The sequence below is a fragment of the Puniceibacterium antarcticum genome, assembly GCF_002760615.1.
Lineage (GTDB): Bacteria > Pseudomonadota > Alphaproteobacteria > Rhodobacterales > Rhodobacteraceae > Puniceibacterium > Puniceibacterium antarcticum.
Genome location: NZ_AWWI01000100.1, coordinates 66952 through 81289, shown reverse-complemented (window position 1 = coordinate 81289; position 14338 = coordinate 66952). Strand labels below are relative to the sequence as shown.

16 protein-coding genes and 3 pseudogenes are annotated in these 14338 nt (G+C 56.9%); 14 read left to right on the top strand and 5 right to left on the bottom strand.

Features of this window, described 5'->3' with window-relative positions; translation table 11 throughout:
• Positions 1 to 9: 9 nt before the first annotated feature.
• The 4 genes and pseudogenes from P775_RS14035 (at position 10) to P775_RS14020 (ending at position 4115) form a co-directional block, all read left to right on the top strand.
• Positions 10 to 1509, top strand: coding sequence for a class I adenylate-forming enzyme family protein (locus P775_RS14035; RefSeq protein ID WP_099911569.1), 1500 nt, complete (start codon positions 10 to 12; stop codon positions 1507 to 1509).
• Between the two features lie 63 nt (positions 1510 to 1572).
• Positions 1573 to 2208 carry a DsbA family oxidoreductase gene (locus tag P775_RS14030; RefSeq protein WP_099911568.1) on the top strand — a complete coding sequence of 212 codons (636 nt, stop codon included), beginning with the start codon at positions 1573 to 1575 and terminating at the stop codon, positions 2206 to 2208.
• A 36-nt stretch (positions 2209 to 2244) separates the two neighbouring features.
• Positions 2245 to 2491, top strand: a pseudogene (locus P775_RS14025) (multidrug MFS transporter); the annotation flags it as partial.
• Positions 2492 to 2900: 409 nt separating this feature from the next.
• Positions 2901 to 4115, top strand: a complete 1215-nt coding sequence (locus P775_RS14020; protein ID WP_099911567.1) for an NADP-dependent isocitrate dehydrogenase — start codon at positions 2901 to 2903, stop codon at positions 4113 to 4115.
• 193 nt (positions 4116 to 4308) lie between these two features.
• Here the strand turns inward: P775_RS14020 and P775_RS14015 are convergent, their stop codons facing one another.
• The gene (locus tag P775_RS14015) at positions 4309 to 4962 is read right to left on the bottom strand and encodes a VPLPA-CTERM sorting domain-containing protein (RefSeq protein ID WP_180287446.1); all 654 of its coding nucleotides are present in this window, start codon (positions 4960 to 4962) and stop codon (positions 4309 to 4311) included.
• 371 nt (positions 4963 to 5333) lie between these two features.
• Here P775_RS14015 and P775_RS14010 point away from each other — a divergent pair, with 371 nt between their 5' ends.
• Positions 5334 to 5954 (top strand): YitT family protein, encoded by a 621-nt coding sequence (locus P775_RS14010; protein WP_099911565.1) that lies wholly within the window; start codon positions 5334 to 5336, stop codon positions 5952 to 5954.
• Positions 5955 to 6401: 447 nt separating this feature from the next.
• On the opposite strand, the gene P775_RS27620 is transcribed toward P775_RS14010, so the two are convergent.
• The gene (locus tag P775_RS27620; RefSeq protein ID WP_143520910.1) at positions 6402 to 6671 is read right to left on the bottom strand and encodes a hypothetical protein; all 270 of its coding nucleotides are present in this window, start codon (positions 6669 to 6671) and stop codon (positions 6402 to 6404) included.
• Between the two features lie 156 nt (positions 6672 to 6827).
• Between P775_RS27620 and P775_RS14005 the strand changes: the two genes are divergently transcribed.
• From P775_RS14005 to P775_RS13980, 8 genes and pseudogenes are all read left to right on the top strand, one after another.
• Entirely contained in the window at positions 6828 to 7232 is a 405-nt protein-coding gene (locus tag P775_RS14005; protein ID WP_099911564.1) for a substrate-binding domain-containing protein, read from the top strand.
• A 455-nt stretch (positions 7233 to 7687) separates the two neighbouring features.
• On the top strand, positions 7688 to 8047 hold the full coding sequence (locus P775_RS29575; RefSeq protein ID WP_099911563.1) for a hypothetical protein: 360 nt from the start codon (positions 7688 to 7690) through the stop codon (positions 8045 to 8047).
• A gap of 274 nt (positions 8048 to 8321) precedes the next feature.
• Positions 8322 to 8594, top strand: coding sequence for a sugar ABC transporter permease (locus P775_RS13995; RefSeq protein WP_143520909.1), 273 nt, complete (start codon positions 8322 to 8324; stop codon positions 8592 to 8594).
• A 111-nt stretch (positions 8595 to 8705) separates the two neighbouring features.
• Positions 8706 to 9000 (top strand): annotated as a pseudogene (locus P775_RS28975) (carbohydrate ABC transporter permease); the annotation flags it as partial.
• A 370-nt stretch (positions 9001 to 9370) separates the two neighbouring features.
• Positions 9371 to 9562 (top strand): annotated as a pseudogene (locus tag P775_RS30060) (MGH1-like glycoside hydrolase domain-containing protein); the annotation flags it as partial.
• Between the two features lie 49 nt (positions 9563 to 9611).
• The gene (locus tag P775_RS28095) at positions 9612 to 9758 is read left to right on the top strand and encodes a hypothetical protein (protein WP_180287444.1); all 147 of its coding nucleotides are present in this window, start codon (positions 9612 to 9614) and stop codon (positions 9756 to 9758) included.
• A 189-nt stretch (positions 9759 to 9947) separates the two neighbouring features.
• On the top strand, positions 9948 to 10214 hold the full coding sequence (locus P775_RS27615; protein ID WP_143520908.1) for an ATP-binding cassette domain-containing protein: 267 nt from the start codon (positions 9948 to 9950) through the stop codon (positions 10212 to 10214).
• Positions 10171 to 10401, top strand: a complete 231-nt coding sequence (locus P775_RS13980; RefSeq protein WP_099911560.1) for a TOBE domain-containing protein — start codon at positions 10171 to 10173, stop codon at positions 10399 to 10401. The genes P775_RS27615 and P775_RS13980 overlap by 44 nt, the downstream gene beginning before the upstream one ends.
• A gap of 15 nt (positions 10402 to 10416) precedes the next feature.
• Here P775_RS13980 and P775_RS13975 read toward each other — a convergent pair whose 3' ends face one another.
• A complete protein-coding gene (locus P775_RS13975; RefSeq protein ID WP_099911559.1) occupies positions 10417 to 11214 on the bottom strand; it encodes an SHOCT domain-containing protein in 798 nt (265 codons plus the stop codon).
• A 171-nt stretch (positions 11215 to 11385) separates the two neighbouring features.
• Positions 11386 to 11715: an arsenate reductase family protein gene (locus P775_RS13970; RefSeq protein WP_099911558.1), complete on the bottom strand. Its 330-nt coding sequence runs from the start codon at positions 11713 to 11715 to the stop codon at positions 11386 to 11388.
• 180 nt (positions 11716 to 11895) lie between these two features.
• Between P775_RS13970 and P775_RS13965 the strand changes: the two genes are divergently transcribed.
• Positions 11896 to 12840 (top strand): MYG1 family protein, encoded by a 945-nt coding sequence (locus P775_RS13965; protein ID WP_099911557.1) that lies wholly within the window; start codon positions 11896 to 11898, stop codon positions 12838 to 12840.
• A 155-nt stretch (positions 12841 to 12995) separates the two neighbouring features.
• Here P775_RS13965 and P775_RS13960 read toward each other — a convergent pair whose 3' ends face one another.
• Entirely contained in the window at positions 12996 to 14330 is a 1335-nt protein-coding gene (locus tag P775_RS13960) for a sigma-54-dependent transcriptional regulator (RefSeq protein ID WP_099911674.1), read from the bottom strand.
• Positions 14331 to 14338: the final 8 nt, after the last annotated feature.

Sequence of the window (14338 nt, the reverse complement as noted above, 5' to 3'; positions counted from 1 at the left end):
TCTCTGATCATGCTGTCAGTCTTTGATCAAGGGGCGCATCCACCCTGCCCCGAACCCTTTAATTTGGCTGCTTTTGTGCTGGGCCGCGCGGCGGAACTGGCCGACAAAACCGCGCTTGCCGTGATCAGCGCAGACGGCGCTGAAAGCTGGAGCTATGGCAAGCTGGAGGCTGCGGTACGTGGTACCGCCACCGCGCTGCTGGAAACCGGATTAAAGCCGGGCGATATCCTTTTGATGCGGCTTGGAAATACTGTCGATTTCCCCATTGCCTATCTGGGCGCGATTGCGGCCGGGATTGTGCCTGTGCCGACCTCTTCGCAGCTGACCGCGCCCGAGGTGCAAAAGATCATCGACAGCCTTGCGCCCGCCGCCCTCTTGCTGGGCGATGGCGTGGCCTGCCCGCAAACGGTTCTCCCCGTTTACACAACGTCTGACATGGCGCAGTGGCGCGACCTGCCACCAGCAGACTACCATATGAGTGAACCTGACCGGCTGGCCTATATCATCTACACTTCTGGCACCTCAGGTGTGGCGCGCTCTGTCGGCCATGCGCATCGTGCCATCTGGGCGCGGCAGATGATGATGCAGGGTTGGTACGGGCTGAGCGATAACGACCGCATGCTGCACGCGGGCGCGTTCAACTGGACCTATACGCTGGGCACCGGGCTGATGGATCCCTGGTCCATGGGTGCTACTGCGCTGATCCCGGCCGCAGGGGTTGATCACAGCCAGATCCCCCAGCTTTTGAATACGCACAAGGCAACGATTTTTGCCGCAGCGCCGGGGGTTTACCGCAGTATCCTCAAGTCCGCGCCATTCCAGGTTCCGCACCTGCGCCACGGGCTTGCCGCGGGGGAAAAGCTGAGTCAGACACTGCGCGACGCATGGGCCAATGCCACCGGCACAGCAATATTCGAAGCTTACGGCATGTCGGAATGTTCAACCTTCCTGTCCGCCTCTCCGGCGTTGCCCGCGACTGGCAGCGCCCTTGGTCGCCCTCAGCCGGGGCGCCGGGTCGCCATCCTTGGCCCGCTGGGGCCGGTGCCGCGTGGCACACCGGGAGTCATTGCCATCCATAGCTCTGACCCGGGGCTGATGTTGGGCTATATCGGGGCGCCGCACGAAACTGCGGCAAAGTTTCAGGACAATTGGTTCCGCACCGGGGATATGGGTGTCATGCACGGCGACGACCAGATCACCTATCTGGGTCGCGACGATGACATGATGAATGCCGGCGGCTACCGGGTTTCACCGATCGAGGTGGAGGCCGTTCTGATGACCCACCCGGACATAACCGAGGTCGGGGTGACGGATATCGCAGTCAAGGCTGATGTACGGCTGATCGCCGCGTTTTACACCGGTCCCAAGGTGCTGGAACCCGAAGCGCTGCAGGCTTGGGTCAGCGAACGACTGGCACGCTACAAGCAGCCGCGCCTGTTCTTTCACCGCGACAGCCTGCCGAAGAACCCCAATGGCAAATTGATGCGGCGGGCCTTGCGTGCCGAATGAGCGGGGTGCAATCGACCGTGCGGGCTGCTAGAGAGGCGCAAACTCCGCGAAAGGTACTTTTCCATGGTGAAACTCGACATCATGTCCGACCCGATTTGCCCTTGGTGCTATATCGGCAAGACCTATCTTGACCGCGCATTGGCGCAGATGCCGGACCATCCCTTTACCATTGAATGGCACCCCTTCCAGCTGAACCCCGACATGCCCGCCGAGGGCATGGATCGGCGCGCCTATCTGGAATCCAAGTTCGGCGGTAAGCAAGAAGCCGTTCAGGCCTATCTGCCCGTTGCCGAGCATGGCGTGAAAGCCGGGATAGATCTCAATCTCGATTCGATCACTCGTACTCCAAACACCATAAACGCGCACCGGCTGATCCATTGGGCAGGCATTGAGGGGCGTCAGTCGACTGCTGTTTCAGCGCTGTTCCGCGCCTATTTCAGCGAGGGCCGCGATATTGGTGAAACCGAAGTTCTGGGAGACATTGCCGATGGTATCGGGCTTGATGCCTCGATCATCCTGCGGCTGCTGGGGTCTAAGGCGGATATACTGGAGACGCGCGCCCGTGATACCGCTGCGCGAGACATGGGCATTACCTCGGTTCCGACATTCATCGTCGCCGGACAGCACGCCGTACCCGGCGCCCAGCCGACGGATCTATGGATCAAGGTGCTGACAGAACTGCGCGCAACCGCCGAATGACACGAAACCACTGCCGACCCTAATGGACATCACCCTATGGCGCTAAGCATGAGCCGGGTCGAATTCATTGCACTGATTGCGATTCTGTTCGCCATAATTGCTTTTTCCATCGATTCCATGCTGCCCCGCCCTGCCCGAAATCGGCGCGGCCCTGTCACCGGATAACGGCAACCGGGCGCAGTTGATCGTGACAAGCTTTGTTCTGGGCATGGCCGTGGGGACGTTTTTCACCGGCCCGCTTTCGGACACCTTCGGGCACAATCCGGTGGTGGTCGCCGGTGCATTTAAACCGTGGTCGTGGTCGTTCTGGCTGTACCCGTGGGATTACGGTTCAATCGGCACGTCGATGCCGCTTGCGGTCGGTATCATTTTTCAATCAGTTTTGGCCTGCGCCCTCATGCTGAAAATGCGGCGCAGCATCAACGCCTCATCTGCGCATTCTGGGGGAAATCGTTGATGCCAGCGCACTGTGCCCACGTCGAGTCCCACAAAGATTGTAGTCGAAGGAAAGGCGCATTTTGCGGCTCCTGCAGCTATGATAAAGGCGGGTTGGAGCAGAATACGTTTCCAAGCGGGTGCGGCAGATAAAAAACTGCGATGCGGCGGTATACAAAGGCATACCGTACTTCCCTGTGACACAGAACTACGCTACAGCCACCGTTAGACGGACAAGCCATGGAAAGGGCCCTTAGATGTCTAAAATCAAGGTAGAAAACCCCATCGTAGAGATGGATGGCGATGAAATGACCCGGATTATCTGGCATTTCATCAAAGAAAAGCTGATCCTGCCCTATCTCGACCTCAATTTGATCTATTACGATCTGGGCATGGAAAGCCGCGACGCGACCGATGACCAGATCACCATCGACGCGGCTGAAAAGACCAAGGAAGTCGGCGTTGCGGTCAAATGCGCAACCATCACGCCCGACGAAGCCCGGGTCGAGGAATTCGGCCTCAAGAAGATGTGGCGCAGCCCGAACGGCACCATTCGCAACATCCTTGGCGGTGTCGTGTTCCGCGCGCCTATCATCTGCAAGAACGTGCCGCGCCTTGTCCCAGGCTGGACCAAGCCGATTGTCATCGGCCGCCACGCCTTTGGCGACCAGTACCGCGCGACGGACATGAAATTTCCCGGGCCTGGCGTGCTGTCGATGAAATTCGTTGGCGATGATGGCACCGTGATCGAGGAAGAAGTCTATAAGGCGCCTTCCTCGGGCGTTTATATGGGTATGTACAACCTTGACGACTCGATCACCGATTTCGCGCGTGCGTCGCTGAACTATGGCCTCAGCCTTGGCTGGCCTGTCTATCTTTCGACCAAGAACACAATCCTGAAACAGTATGACGGCCAGTTCATGCTTATTTTCCAGAAGGTGTTCGAAGAAGAATTCGCCGACAAGTTCAAGGCGGCGGGCATCACTTATGAACACCGCCTGATTGATGACATGGTCGCATCGGCGATGAAGTGGTCCGGTGGCTTTGTCTGGGCGTGCAAGAACTACGATGGCGACGTGCAGTCCGACACTGTGGCACAGGGTTTTGGCTCACTTGGCCTCATGACGTCGCAACTGATGACGCCGGATGGTCAGATTGTCGAGGCCGAAGCGGCCCACGGCACCGTGACCCGCCACTATCGCCAGCACCAGCGTGGTGAACAAACATCGACCAACTCGATCGCGTCGATCTTTGCTTGGACTGGCGGGCTCAAGCACCGCGCCAAGCTGGACAGCAACGATCAGCTGATGACCTTTGCCACAACACTTGAAAAGGTGGTTGTAGACACGGTTGAAGCGGGCTTCATGACCAAGGACCTCGCGCTTCTCGTGGGACCGGATCAGAAGTGGCTGACCACCATGGGCTTCCTCGAAAAGGTGGACGAGAACCTGAACAAGGCGCTTTCGCTCTAAGGCTTGGAAATTGGCTATCCGTGTGGTGGAACAGGCGGCCGTGTTGACCGGCTGTTCCTATCTAAGTCTGACGCTTTTTGATTATTAGAGCCGGATCCGTATCAAAAAAAACCGGCTGTCCCTGAAAGGGCAGCCGGTTGTTCACATCTCACGGTATCAAAACTGCTGTGCAATCAACCTGCGCAGCTTATCTTCAGGCCTTGCGGCGACGCGTTGCAGCAACACCGCCAAGCACAGCCAATCCACCGAACATCAGGAAAATACCTGCCGGCAGAGGAACGGCAGATGCAATTGTTGGCTTAGAAGCCAAACTCGCATTTCCCGGCGCCGAGATATTGTATTGAAGGCTGCCATAGGTTCCGTAAAGCTGCAGATAAAGCTCGCCACCGAATGAACTGTCGAGGCTGAGCGTCAAGGTCTGCGGCGTGTAGAACTTTTCCTTCTGGATGCCGATGCTTCCAAGTGGTGTCCCCTCCCAACCGCTGTATTGCAGAGGAGAGGTTTTCCAAAACACATTGCCACCCGCAGAGAAACTGTCGGAATAGGTCGTTCCAGTGATGGGAGAGAACGTCAGAGTGATATCCTGAGCGCCTTTGGTAAGCCCTGTCAGAGCCAGAATATCGTAGTCGTTGCCTTGCGACCAAGTGCCAACGATACTGTCGGAGCCGAAACCGATGACGGTCGGTTTTTGCCACTCACCCGAATAATCCCCGCCCGAAACGGATGTTTCCTGAACGGTCGAAGCAGCAGCAGAGAGTGAAAATGCAGAAACGGCCAGAAGGGCTAGTGTTGCGCGCAGCGCAGTCATACTAAACATTGGAAACTCGCAAGTCAGAGTGAAAATCATGCAGATGTGCCTCGGTTGTTCGAGCACCCTTGGACATGTGATATGCTGTCTTTGTGGTGAAATGTAGGCCGCATAGGTATAGTGCGGCGGCAAAAAATGGGACATTCGGATAGGTCCGAACGGCGGTCTCAGGTTGTGCCTTCGTGGCAGTGCTTTATCCTCCGCTTGTGCGGTACTCTAAAGTCCTTTTGATTACACACGTGCGAGGCGCCTTACCTCTGCAGTGCCGTTCCTAAGTCAATATGGGCAAATTCTTTCAAGACGGCAGGTTTGCAGAAATACCGAGCAAAGCTGTGCCTCTGGCGCTATTTCCGGCGTGTTGAGTCGTCCCGGCGTTGACAACAGCTGGCCAAGCGCAGATTTCCTAGATCATGATCCTGCTCGACTCTCCCACGGCCGAAAGCCACAGCCTTGCTGAAGACGTGCAGGGTATCCTGATCGGGGCTACCCTTGTCGCCTTGGGCATGCAGTTCTTGCGTGCGTCAGAGCTGTTCACCGGGCAGATTGCCGGTCTTTCGCTGATCATCTCCTATCCGACGGGATGGCCGTTTGGGGCAATCTTTTTCCTGCTCAACCTGCCGTTTTACTGGTTGGCGATCAAACAGCTTGGCTGGCGTTTTACGATCAAGAATTTCTGCGCTGTGGCTCTGATGTCCTCTCTTGTGGAGGTCATGCCCTATGTTCTGAAGATCAACCCGGTGCATCCGGCTATCGGCGCGACGCTGTTTGGTATTCTGGCGGGGATTGGACTGCTGTCGCTTTTTCGGCATGGGGCCACACTTGGGGGCGTTGGGATTGTCGCACTATGGCTGCAGGACAAGAACGGTTTCAAGGCGGGCAATACGCAGCTGCTGTTCGACTTCTGCGTCTTCACGCTGTCCCTTTTCCTGTTTCCCTGGACGACTGTGGCGTGGTCCCTGATGGGCGCGATGATCCTCAATATGATCATCACCATAAACCACCGCCGCGACCGCTACATCGCACGGTCCTGATACAGATGTACCGGTCAAAAGCGCGGGTTTAATAACCGGTTTAACACACACCTTGTCAAAACGGCTCTGAGGATCCGCTGGCGTAGACCAGTCCCCCTGACTCTTGGAATGCTTGGTTATAGCAAGGCCATTCTTGGAAATCTCAATCACCCGACGTGGACAGATTTTGCGCGTGAGCAGAAAATATTCCGAAACCTCTTGCCGAAATCGCTTTCGGCAGCCTTCCTGCCTTCGCGGAGGACAAAATTTAGCAACATAGCGGATCAGAAGACAGTCGCTCGAAAACGAGCGCGTGTCAGAATTTGGGATGTCTCTCAGGTTCCCGAGCTGACGAAATCGACCGTCTCCTGTGCTCTGAACGGTTATACCGATAATTCCGAAAGCATCCGCGCCCATGTGCGCAGTAAGGCCGACCGCATCGGTTAACGGCCGTTCAGTTCGCCCCAATCAATTCGCACGGATCTGGCAAAATCGCTGGGTATGGTGATCCAAGTGGATGATCATGATGCGCAGCGTCCATTTCTTTCCGAATTTCTTTCGGGACTGTTCCAACTTGCCAGCGCACATGGATGGATGCTGACCATTGCAGCCGCGCACGGTCCCAAAGCCACGCTGGACACCTTTCAAAGACTGATCCGGGACCGCTAGGTAGACGGTTTTGTCCTGCCGCGCACCCAATTGAGCGATCCGCGCATTACATTGCTGCGAGACTCTCATGTCCCTTTTGTCCTGTTCGGGCGCAGCGTATATCCCAGAGACTTTGCCTGGCACGATATACCGGACGAGGAAGCAATGCAGAATGCGCTGGCGCATCTCGCACAGCTAGCGCAAAGGTCCATCGGTTTCATCGATGGCGGCATGCGCTAGACCAATGTGCTCCTGCGCCATGACGGTTTTCTCGCTGGCATCGCGCAGGCCTGTCTGGCCGTTAACCCCGCACTTATCGCTCGGAATGCGGTGACCCTTCAGGACGGTGCTGATGCGGCGCTGTTCATCCTCATCACACCTACCCCGCCAACCGCTATCGTCTGCGCCGTCGATCTGGCGGCGCTTGGCCTCTACCGCAATGCGAACCGGCTGGGCCTGACCATCGGGACGGACCTGTCGGTGTTTGCCTATGACGGCATCCCGGGCGGAATACATGTGGTGCTTTCCCTGACCACCTTTGCGGTGGATTACACGGTGTCGGGCTGCCATCTCAGCGCTCTCCTGATCCGCACAGTCAGGTGCGAGGCGCCAAATATGTTGCGCAAAACAGTGCAGGCCACTTATCCATGATCGCGGCTCAGCCGGACCACCCAAACTGACCCCAAATCAGATGGCACAGACAATCGCGCAAAACCTTTAAGACACTTTCAATTTCCGAGTGAGGAAGACCATGACACTGAACAGAAAAACCATCCTGCTGATCGGGGCCGCAACGGCAGTGGTGATATCGGGACTAGCGGCAAGTGCGGACAGCCCGCGCTTCAGGACAACCGAGCGTTTGCCCATTCAACAGCAAATGTCCGCCAATTTCTCTTAAAAGTCCGGCCATACGCTTGAAGTGATCCCGATGATGGAAAACGACCTGTGCGGCTGCGCAACCGCTGCAATATGCCCTGCCCTGGGCCGAGGTCGGTATACTGGAGATTGATGCCGCCACGGGTCTGATCGAAAATCTAGGTGCCGACACCTTTGCCTCCCGCGCGCTGGGAATCGCGCAGATCGACGATGGCTATGGCGCCATTCCGGTGGATGGCTGGACGCAGATGATCCTCTACCGCAAGGATCTGTACTGGGATCAGTCCCGTTGTATCTATTTTTCTGGCAATGCTGCAATGATCATCTGGTCACCGTTCATCCTGGACGATCTGGCAGGCTTGCGCGATTCTGCGCCGCATACACTCAACAATGATCCGCAAAGCTGCGGCCTTGTCGCCGCAACCAGCATCGTGCCCCCCTTTGCGGGGCCATCCAACCCTGACGGCGCCGCCTGGGGTCAGCTGCGTTTCTTCTGTATCACATCGGATGCGCAGACAGATGCGGCGATGGACTTCGTCGAATATTCTCTGCCCGGCGGGCTGAGTGTGACCAAACTTGATCCGCGCTGAACTGTGATCTGGGCGACTGAGAAGGCGCCTACCTCGAGACGCTGATGATCCCAGTCACCGTGGATCAGGCGTATCTCGGCAATAAGATCGACCCCGGCGCTATCGAACCCGTCACCAAGGGGCGTGCGGTGAAAGTGCTGACCAGAGGCAATTTCACGCTTGAGGATTTCGCTCGGATCTTTGACGGGGAGGAGTTCTGGAAGGTTCTTGGCATCACTCTATTCTGTTCGTTCTTAGGAAAGGGGGTGCACTCTTGTTCGGACTGTTTGCGGCCATGCTGCAGAACAAGTCGTTCAAAGGTTCGGGTATTTTACGCGGGATGTGCATGTTCCCCTATGTATCGACTGTCATCGCCGTAGCTTTTGCCTGGATCCTGCTCTTCGACCCCTTTTCAGGCAGTGCTAATGCACTTCTGAACCAGATGGCCGTGACGACACAAGCGCTCAACTTTTTCGGACAGCGCCCGCTTGCCCAGATAATGGTTACGGTGTTTGAGATCTGGCGCTGTTTTCTGCTGTCCTTTCTGTTCATTCCGGCGCTGATGTGAGGGGCGTGCCCGTCCTGATCTGCGCGCTTATCCTTGCTGCTTGTACGCCAGAGACTCTCTGCAGCATCTTGGCCGGCTGCCCGGCGCGACCACTGAAACGCCATGAATTGCCGACTGAAAGTGATCTGCAGGATCACCTTGCCACTGTCCCTGCCCGCGCTCGATTCGGTGTCACTCTATGTCTTCATGATCGCCTGAAGCGAATTTCTGCTGGCCTTCATGCTGCTGGATGACCCTGGAAAATTCACGCTCATCCGGGGCATCTCTTAGATCATTTCCTCTGAAATCTCGCGCCAGAATCTGATGGCAGGTTCAATGATTGTGACGGTCCCGATCATGGCCCTGTTTCTGGGGCTGCGCAAAATTCATGACCGCAGGCCTGACCACAGCCGGTGTAAAAGGATGACCCAAATGACTGATCTGAACGATCAGGCCACGTTGGATGATCAGGCGCGCGCGATCCTGCGCTGCAACGACAAGGGGGGCTATATGCTCTGCCCAGCCATAACCTTTACCCCTATCAGTGGAACTGGGAGTCCGCTCTTGCCGCATGGGGTTTTGCACCTTTTACAACGCCCACGCTTGGGACGATATTGACATGCTTATGGCAAGCCGGGCGGACGACGGGATGTTGCCGCACATCAGATTTCACAAACCTGATTCGGGCTATTTTCCCGGCCCCAATGTCTGGCATCACGCAGCCCTCTGTTGCCGCAAACCTTGCCCGCCGACTGTGAGACAGTGACCGGGAGGCAGGACAAACGTGCAGCAGCGCGCTGTTTCCCAAACTGGTCAAATGGCAACGCCGGTGGCAAGAACAGCGCTGCACCCACGGTCCGGCAGCTTTCACGCTCCCTTGTGAAAGCGAGCGCGACAACTGCACGAACTGGATTATTGGCATGGCCAATGTTGATGGTTCAGCGGCAAGCGATTTCACCCGCCGCGACACCGGTCATGTGAATCCTGAGATGCGGCCAACCAAGCAGGATTCCGATCGCTACAGTGCGATCGTCAAGTATGGCGTTGCCTCTGGCAAAGATCGTGACCGAAGGCCGCTCCCCGATGGCCGATCTTGGCACCACCTTTATACTGTTGAGCGGGCATGACGATCTCGACGCTATGGGCCGCGTCCTAGACGAAGATGTGAGAGAGATCGAGGGCTAGGCCAATGCCCTGCCTGCGACCCTGCCGCAACTCTGGAAAGATGCCCTCGGCGCGTCACATCAGAGCCACCCGCCAAGTGCGGCCTTGCCATGGTGCTCCAATTCTACGCGCTTTACCCGCCTATGTCCGTACGTTAAAACGTGGCCTTCCCTCTGAAATCCGCATGTCTGCACAAGGAAGAGAGCGACGATGACCTATTTCATTCGCGATCAGGTAGAGGTTGAGGCAATGACTCTGGCCAGCAGGATCGTCGTACTTGAGGCATGTCGCATCGCGCAGGTTGATGCGCCCCGGGATCCTTATGAAAACCTCGCGAACCTCTTTGTGGCACAGTTCATCGGATCAGCCCGCATGAACGTGATGGATTTGAGCACAGCCCCCAAAGGTCGCGGCCCCTCCCACCGCGCGCCACATGGGCATCGGGCCCGAACACATCAAACTGGCAGCGTCCGGTGAGGGACATCTTGAGCGTGTGGCGGAATACCTTGGCGCGGATACTTTTGTGACCATAGCCTACGAAGGTGCGTTTCAGGTGACGGTGCTGTTGATCGGCAATACCGACCTAAAGCCCGATGAAACCGTTGGCCTGCATTTCACGCCGGAAAACCTGCGGTTTTTCGACGACGCAGGCCTTGCCGTCTGAGAAAGGACGCGGCTGTCAGAGCCGCGCCAGCAATTCGGTTTTCTTTGCGTCGAATTCAGACTGGCTGAGGATGCCTTTGCCGAAAAGATCGGCCAGCCGTTCGATGCGGGCAAAAATCTGCTCATCGCTCATCTCTGATATAGCAGCTTGTATAGAGGTAGGTGTTTGGGCCAAAGGCCGGGCAGGCTCTGACGTGCCGGGAACGAGGACCGAAGCTTCAGGTTCCGGCGTCTGGGGTGCAGCAATCGGTTCAGAAGGTGTCACGTTGCTGTCAGCGCTGTCCTGCACGACGCGCAGATCACAGATCTGAACAGGCCCGTACTGGCTGGTGAAGGTCAGGTTTTGTCCGCCGCTTTGCGACTGGGAAAAGCCGCCAATCTGGTGATCGCCGGTGTCGTAAACTGTCATCTTACCGCCCAAATCAATCGCAAGCCTGCGACTCGACGGAAAATAGGCGTAGCGCATATTGTTCTGGGCCCCGACCGAGGCAGGCTGCCCCAGTTCTCTTGGCCAGAGAGTTGCAGTCTGGGACGTGTCTGCGAACAGGTTCTGATCGCGCAAAATTCTGGACAGTTCAGTGCAGAGTCCATCAACGCGGGCCTTCAAGCCGTTGTTGAACATATCGCCGATCATCGTCATGCCGCCCAGGGACCATTGCCCCATACCGCCGAGTTCGGGGTGATTGAACTGCGCCTGCGTACCCTGCCCGCGCTGGACTGCCTTGAGCAGATGGGTCACCGCATCCATGCTTATCCCATTACGTGCGGCAAAATCGTTGACGATTCTCCTGCCGTCTTCGCTTAGCTCAGACATCTGTCATCCTCCGTGCCACACTTGATGTTCTGGCTATCATCTCGCGCAAAGGACGCATACCCGAATGCGGGGTTGCGCAAAGATCTTTACCCGCCAAGCTTTCAAGCGATCAAATGAGCGTCCTGAAAGCGCTTTTCGCTCAGAATGTGGTCAAACCCGTGTCACGCCGTCTCAGCCTGGCAGTATCGCCTTTTGCACTGCGTCGTCCCAGCCAAGAAAGAGGGTCTTTCCCTGCCGGATCAACGGACGTGTCATAATCTTGGGCTGTGCCGCAATCTGTTCTTCCGCTTCGGAATGTTTCAGCCAATCACTCAGGCCACGCCATTCGTGCGATTTGCGATCCACCAGCCGGTCACCGAATTCCACAATGAATTCAGAAAGTTCTTCGGCGCTCAATGGCTCCGCGCGCACATCGCGAAAGGCAAGATCATGCCCTTGCGCTTCCAGCGCCTTGCGAGCCTTCTGACAAAGCGGACAGGTGCTCAGTCCGTAAATGATCATGGCGCAGTCTCCTTTTGGGATAAAACTACCTATCTTCATTTTCTCTTATGGCACAAGGGGACCACGGTCGCAGGCAGGGCCTCGAAAACACGCCGTATTCAGTGGTTGATCTCCCCTCGGTCAAACCGCTATTGGAACCCGTGATCTGCCGTAAACTTCCACTTTGAAGGTATTCAGTCCATGACCCCCAGCTATCTTGTGACCCATTCCGGGGGCTTTCATGCCGATGAGTTGCTTTCCAGCGCCATTCTTACTCGGGTCTATCCCGAGGCACGAATCGTGCGCAGCCGATCCCCCGAATGGATTATCCCGGGCAGCGATCGCATAATTTATGATGTTGGCGGTAGATATGACCCCACGAGCTTCATCTTCGATCATCATCAACGCGATGCACCCTTGCGCGATGATGGTCAGCCTTTCAGCTCGTTTGGGTTGATCTGGCGGCATTTTGGGCACGCCTATCTTCGCGTGATGTTGGTTCCAGAAGCCGACCTTGACGCGGTGCATGCCAGTTTCGATGCGAACTTCGTGCTGTTGATCGACCTGCTGGACAATGGTGCCATCAGCCCTTCGGTTGCCGGGCCTATGGCGGGAATGACCCTGCCTGCGTTGCTTGAAACGCTGAAGCCAGTGTTTGACGATACGGATCCCGAGGCTGAGATGCGCGGATTTCACGCGGCTCTTGACATCGCCAGGACCTTTGTCGAGGCGCGTATCGCCCGCAGCTCAGCCAAGATGCGGGCCGAGGGTATGGTGCGGCAGGCGATTCAGCAGACGGGGGGCAGTCGGATTCTTGAATTGCCGATGGGCATGCCCTTCCGACCCACAGTTGTGAAGGAAGGCGCTGATCATCTGCTGTTTGTCATCACCCCCCGCGGCGACGACTGGTCACTGAGCGGGATCCGCAGCAAGGATGAAGGGTTCGAGCAGCGCGCGGATCTGCCCTTGGCTTGGGCAGGCCTGACCAATGAAGAACTTGAGAGGGCAAGCGGGGTCAAGGGCGCCAGCTTCTGTCACAATGCGCGCTTTATTGCGGTTGCCAAGACTCGTGACGCGATCCTGGAATTGGCGCGTCTTGCAGTGGAAGAGGCAGAGGCAGAGGATATCGGGACTGCAAACACCTGATCCAAGGCGTTTCCACTTTAACTTTTGCCATCCCACATTGTCGTTCGAGGAACAAATCTTCGATTCGAGGCAGAGAGTTACGATTAAGTTTCAAGTGGAATGCTGTAAGACGGGAAGGCTGCGTTGGCAGCCCGCCCTTTTTTTACCAGCTGCGTTCAAAGATAATCTGAACGCTGCAGCGTATATTTCGCCATCTTCTCATTCAGGGTCCGGCGCGGCAGACACAGCTCGTCCATCACTGCGGCGATTGATCCCTTATGGCGGCGCATGGTGTTGTCGATCAGCATTCTCTCGAACGCTTCGACATATTCCTTGAGCGGTTTGCCTTCGGTGGTCATCACCGGCTGCATCTCATCATGGTCGTTCATGAGCAAAGAAGCGATGGTGCCGGATCCACGCCGCGACTGCAGAACGGCCCGCTCCGCGAGATTGATCAACTGACGCACGTTGCCCGGCCAAGGTGCCTGCAGCAGCTGTGCCGCTTCTTGAGCGCTGACCTGCGGCGCTTCGCAGCCATATTCCTCGGCATATTGCTCGGACAGGCGCGTGAACAGCGTGAGGATATCCTCACCACGCTGGCGAAGCGGTGGCACGGTGATCTTGAGCGCCGCAAGCCGGTAATATAGATTAGAGCGCAGCGCATCTTCGCAGGTGCGGCCCTCGTCCTGCATGTTGCAGATGGCGATAATGCGGGTTTCGGGCGGATTGCCCTGATCGTTGATCACAGATAGCAGGCGGGACTGTGCGGCATCCGACAGTGCCTCCACATCCTCGAGCACCAAGGTGCCACCACGCGCCTCTTCTATGGCAGGCAGGCGTGTATCATCAGATTGCATCGGACCGAACAACCGTTGCATCAGCGTATCTTCGTCCATTGCAGCACAGGACAGGAGCACAAATTTCTTGCCCGCGCGCGAGCCGACCGCATGTAGCGCATGGGCAATCAGAGTTTTGCCGGTACCGGTTTCCCCATCAATCAGCACATGGCCATCTGCCTGTCCCAGATCCAGCACATCTTCGCGCAGCCGCTCCATCGTTGCAGAGTTGCCGATCAGCTTTCGCATCATCTGGGTGCCGTCGGAAAGTTCCTTGCGCAGCGCGCGGTTGTCCAGTGTCAGACGGCGTGCGTTGGTCGCCTTCTTGGCAAGCTCGGACATCCGGTCCGGGTTGAACGGCTTTTCCAGAAAATCAAAGGCGCCGATCCGCATCGCCTCGACCGCCATGGGCACATCGCCATGCCCTGTGATCATGATCACCGGCAGCGCGGAATCCTGCCCCATCAGTTTGCGCAGCAGCTGGATGCCATCCATCCCCGGCATACGGATATCCGAGATCACGATACCGGGATATTCCGCCGCAACAGTGCCAAGCGCCTCTTCTGCGCTGGCAAAGGTTTCCGTGTCATAGCCCGACAGGGCCAGCCACTGGCTGATGGACTGGCGCATGTCCTTTTCATCATCGACAATCGCTATTTTCATCGCCTTGGCCATCTGTTCTT

Excerpts from the sequence above, each read along its gene's own strand:
- P775_RS14010 (WP_099911565.1), top strand. The coding sequence starts at position 5,334 with ATGATCCTGCTCGACTCTCCCACGGCCGAAAGCCACAGCCTTGCTGAA.
- P775_RS14020 (WP_099911567.1), top strand. The coding sequence starts at position 2,901 with ATGTCTAAAATCAAGGTAGAAAACCCCATCGTAGAGATGGATGGCGAT.
- P775_RS14015 (WP_180287446.1), bottom strand. The coding sequence starts at position 4,962 with ATGATTTTCACTCTGACTTGCGAGTTTCCAATGTTTAGTATGACTGCG.
- P775_RS13980 (WP_099911560.1), top strand. The coding sequence starts at position 10,171 with ATGGGCATCGGGCCCGAACACATCAAACTGGCAGCGTCCGGTGAGGGA.
- P775_RS13965 (WP_099911557.1), top strand. The coding sequence starts at position 11,896 with ATGACCCCCAGCTATCTTGTGACCCATTCCGGGGGCTTTCATGCCGAT.
- P775_RS14030 (WP_099911568.1), top strand. The coding sequence starts at position 1,573 with ATGGTGAAACTCGACATCATGTCCGACCCGATTTGCCCTTGGTGCTAT.
- P775_RS14035 (WP_099911569.1), top strand. The coding sequence starts at position 10 with ATGCTGTCAGTCTTTGATCAAGGGGCGCATCCACCCTGCCCCGAACCC.
- P775_RS13970 (WP_099911558.1), bottom strand. The coding sequence starts at position 11,715 with ATGATCATTTACGGACTGAGCACCTGTCCGCTTTGTCAGAAGGCTCGC.
- P775_RS13975 (WP_099911559.1), bottom strand. The coding sequence starts at position 11,214 with ATGTCTGAGCTAAGCGAAGACGGCAGGAGAATCGTCAACGATTTTGCC.
- P775_RS28095 (WP_180287444.1), top strand. The coding sequence starts at position 9,612 with ATGGCGTTGCCTCTGGCAAAGATCGTGACCGAAGGCCGCTCCCCGATG.
- P775_RS27615 (WP_143520908.1), top strand. The coding sequence starts at position 9,948 with ATGACCTATTTCATTCGCGATCAGGTAGAGGTTGAGGCAATGACTCTG.
- P775_RS13960 (WP_099911674.1), bottom strand. The coding sequence starts at position 14,330 with ATGGCCAAGGCGATGAAAATAGCGATTGTCGATGATGAAAAGGACATG.
- P775_RS13995 (WP_143520909.1), top strand. The coding sequence starts at position 8,322 with ATGCTGCAGAACAAGTCGTTCAAAGGTTCGGGTATTTTACGCGGGATG.
- P775_RS27620 (WP_143520910.1), bottom strand. The coding sequence starts at position 6,671 with ATGAGAGTCTCGCAGCAATGTAATGCGCGGATCGCTCAATTGGGTGCG.